At 74.3% G+C, this 3,571-nt stretch carries 4 protein-coding genes; all 4 read right to left on the reverse strand.

The window, feature by feature from the left end:
* Window positions 1–53: 53 nt before the first annotated feature.
* On the reverse strand, window positions 54–407 hold the full coding sequence (locus tag ACFUMH_RS18785) for an Lsr2 family protein (RefSeq protein WP_378209093.1): 354 nt from the start codon (window positions 405–407) through the stop codon (window positions 54–56).
* Window positions 408–495: 88 nt separating this feature from the next.
* Complete coding sequence (locus ACFUMH_RS18790; protein WP_378209095.1) at window positions 496–666, reverse strand: hypothetical protein; 171 nt, start codon at window positions 664–666, stop codon at window positions 496–498.
* 25 nt (window positions 667–691) lie between these two features.
* Complete coding sequence (gene lysS / locus ACFUMH_RS18795; protein ID WP_378209097.1) at window positions 692–2,248, reverse strand: lysine--tRNA ligase; 1,557 nt, start codon at window positions 2,246–2,248, stop codon at window positions 692–694.
* Window positions 2,249–2,381: 133 nt separating this feature from the next.
* Entirely contained in the window at window positions 2,382–3,302 is a 921-nt protein-coding gene (gene nadC / locus ACFUMH_RS18800) for a carboxylating nicotinate-nucleotide diphosphorylase (protein WP_378209099.1), read from the reverse strand.
* Window positions 3,303–3,571 lie beyond the last annotated feature (269 nt).

Here is a 3,571-nt window from a genome sequence, read left to right on the forward strand (position 1 = left end):
GCCGAGGGCCCGGCACCTCCACGGTGCCGGGCCCTCGTCGCGTCGTGCGGCGCTCAGTGCGCGTCGTCGTACGCCTGCTTGACCTCCGCCGAGATGCGGCCGCGCTCGGAGACCTGGTAGCCGTTCTCCTTGGCCCACTCGCGGATCTCCTGCGCCTCGTTGGCGCGCGCCGAGCGCGACGACGACGAGCCCGACGAGGACCGGCCCGACGAGCGGCCGGAGGAGGAGCGCCCGCCGACCCGGCGCGCGTGGCCGACCCACGTGCCGAGGGCGTCGCGGAGCTTGGCGGCGTTCTCGGTCGTCAGGTCGATCTCGTAGGTCACGCCGTCGAGACCGAACGTGACGGTCTCGTCGGCCGTGCCGCCGTCGACGTCGTCGACCAGCAGGACCTGAACCTTCTGCGCCATTGAGTTCTCCCAGGCAATTATCGGACGTGCTGACGCGCTCAGCGTGTCACCGACTATTCCGGCGCGTCAAACGCTCGCCCGACTATTCTCAGGATTCCTCGGCCGCGCCCGGTCCGGCCGCCGCCTCGTTCTCCATGCGCGCGAGCGCCTGCCGTTCCGAACGGTCGGCGTTGACGATGGCGCGCATGGCGAACCAGAAGATCAGACCGACGCCGATCGACGGCAGCAATGCGGCGAGAACGCCACCCCAGTCGTCCATGGTCACCTTCCTCGCAATGACAGGGTCATACCTGCGGCTTCACGAGCGGGAAAAGGATCGTGTCACGGATGCCGTGACCGGTCATCGCGATGAGCAGCCGGTCGATGCCCATGCCCATGCCGCCCGACGGGGGCATCGCGTGCTCCATCGCGGCGAGGAAGTCCTCGTCGATCCGCATGGCCTCGTCGTCGCCGCGGGCCGCGAGCAGCGCCTGCGCCTCGAACCGCTGCCGCTGCACCACCGGGTCCACCAGCTCGGAGTAGGCCGTGGCCAGCTCCATGCCGCGCACGTACAGGTCCCACTTCTCGACCAGGCCGCGCTCCGTGCGGTGGTCGCGGGTGAGCGGCGAGGTCTCGACCGGGAAGTCACGCACGAACGTCGGCGCCCACAGCGTCGAGCCGACATGGTGCTCCCACAGCTCCTCGACCATCTTGCCGTGGTTGCGGCTGGCCGGCGCGAGCTCGATCTCCGCCTTCTCGAGCAGCGCGAGCAGGTGCTCGTCCGCGGTGTCGTGCGTGATCTCCTCGCCGAGCGCCTCCGACAGCGAGCCGTACATCGTCAGCGCCGTCCACTCGCCGCCGAGGTCGTACTCGGAACCGTCCGCGAGCGTGACGACGGTGGTGCCGAGCGCGTCCCGCGCCGCCGTCTGCACGAGGTCCTGCGTGAGCGCCGCCATGGTGTCGTAGTCGCCGTACGACTCGTACGCCTCGAGCATCGCGAACTCCGGGGAATGCGTCGCGTCGACGCCCTCGTTGCGGAAGTTGCGGTTGATCTCGAAGACCTTCTCGACGCCGCCGACGGCGGCCCGCTTGAGGAAGAGCTCCGGCGCGATGCGCAGGTACAGGTCGATGTCGAACGCGTTCATGTGCGTCTCGAACTGGCGCGCCGCGGCCCCCTCGGGGCGCACCTGCAGCATCGGGGTCTCCACCTCGAGATATCCCCGCCGCCAGAAGTTCTCGCGCACGGAACGCACGACGGCCGCGCGCAGGCGCACCATGTCCCGCGCGCCGGGCCGCACGATCAGGTCGACGTACCGCTGCCGGACGCGCGCCTCCTCGGAGAGCTCCGCGCCCTCGTAGAGGTTCGGCAGCGGGCGGATCGCCTTGGCGGCCATGCGCCACTCGTCGGCCATGACGCTGAGCTCACCGCGGCGCGACGCGATCACGCGGCCGTGCACGTACACGTGGTCGCCCAGGTCGACGTCGGTCTTGAAGGCGGCGAGCGCCTCGGCGCCGACCTCCTTCTCGCTGAGCATCGCCTGGAGGCGGTTGCCGGCGCCGTCCTGCAGCGTCGCGAAGGCCAGGCGGCCCGTCACGCGCAGGAACACGACGCGGCCCGCGAGGCCGACCACGTCGTCCGTCTCGGTGCCGGGCTCGAGGTCCGGGTACGCCGCGCGGACGTCCGCGATCGTGTGCGTGCGCGGCACGCCGACCGGGTACGGCTCGACGCCGGCGGCCAGGAGCCGCTCACGCTTGGCGCGGCGGACCTGGATCTGCTCGGGGACGTCGTCGGCGGGCACCGGGCGGTCGGCGGGCACCGTGTCGTTCGAGGGCACCGTGGGGTCGGCGGGCGTGGCGGTCACCGGCCAATCGTACGGGCGCGGGGGCCGCCGCCCCGGCGCCCGGCGGCGCACGTGCGGGACGTCACGGCCGTCGCCGGGTCGGACCGTGCCGGGCGACGGTCCGGCGGGCCGCGGCGCCGTCGACGCGGGCGGCTCAGGGCTCCGCGCGGAGGTCCAGCGCCACGTCGAGGATCGGCGACGAGTGCGTCAGCGCGCCGACGGAGAGGTAGTCGACGCCCGTCGCGGCGACCGCGGCGGCGCGGTCGAGCGTCAGGTTGCCCGTCGCCTCGAGGTCGACGTGCCCCGTGGCGGCCGCCCGCGCGCGCACCCGGGCGACCGTGCCGCGCAGCGTCGCGTCGTCCATGTTGTCGAGCAGGAGGAAGTCGGCGCCCGCGTCGAGCGCCTCGTCGGCCTGCTCCGGCCGGTCGACCTCGACCTGCACGGCCACGTCGGGGAACGCCGCGCGGACCGCCGCGACGGCACCGGCCACCGAGCCGGCCGCCACCACGTGGTTGTCCTTGACCATCGCGACGTCGTGCAGGCCCATGCGCTTGTTCGTGCCGCCGCCGCAGCGCACCGCGTACTTCTCGAGCGCGCGCAGGCCCGGCGTGGTCTTGCGGGTGTCGAGGACCTGCGCGCCGGTGCCCGCGAGCGCGTCGGCCCAGCGTCGGGTGTGCGTCGCGACCCCGGACGCGCGGCTGACCAGGTTGAGCAGCGTGCGCTCCGCGACGAGCAGCACCTGCACGGGCCCGGTGAGGCGCCCGACGACGTCTCCCGCACGCACGCGCGTGCCGTCGGGGACGTGCCACGTCGCCTCGGGCACCGGCAGGCGGAGGCGGTCGGCGACCTGGGCGAGCACCTCCGCCACGACGACCAGCCCGGCGACGACGCCGTCGGCGCGGGCCGCGACGTCGGCGGTGCCGCGGGCGGCCGCGTCGACCGTCGCCTGCGTCGTGACGTCCCGGCCGGGCGCCGTGCCGAGGTCCTCGTCGAGGGCGGTCGCCACCAGGCGGGCGACCGCGGCGGCGTCGGGTCCGGGGTCACCGGGCAGGCAGGGGTCCGTCGACGTGGTCACGGGCGGCACGCTAGCGCGCCGCCCGGCCACCGGGCCGCGGCGTCCGGATGCGCCGGACCGACCGCTCCCCGATCCCCGCGCACGACCTCGGACCGGCCCTTGCGCAGCATCCGGGTCACGCATCGCTGCACGACGGCCGGTTCGTCGCCCGGCCGGGACCGGGTGGAGGCGAGGCGGGCCCGGGCACGAAGGAGCCCCACGGGCCGCCGGGGGGACCGGCCCGTGGGGCTCGTCGTGGTGCGGGGCGCCGTGCGCCGGCGGCCCCGCAC

This window comes from Cellulomonas sp. NPDC057328 (assembly GCF_042667215.1).
Lineage (GTDB): Bacteria > Actinomycetota > Actinomycetes > Actinomycetales > Cellulomonadaceae > Cellulomonas.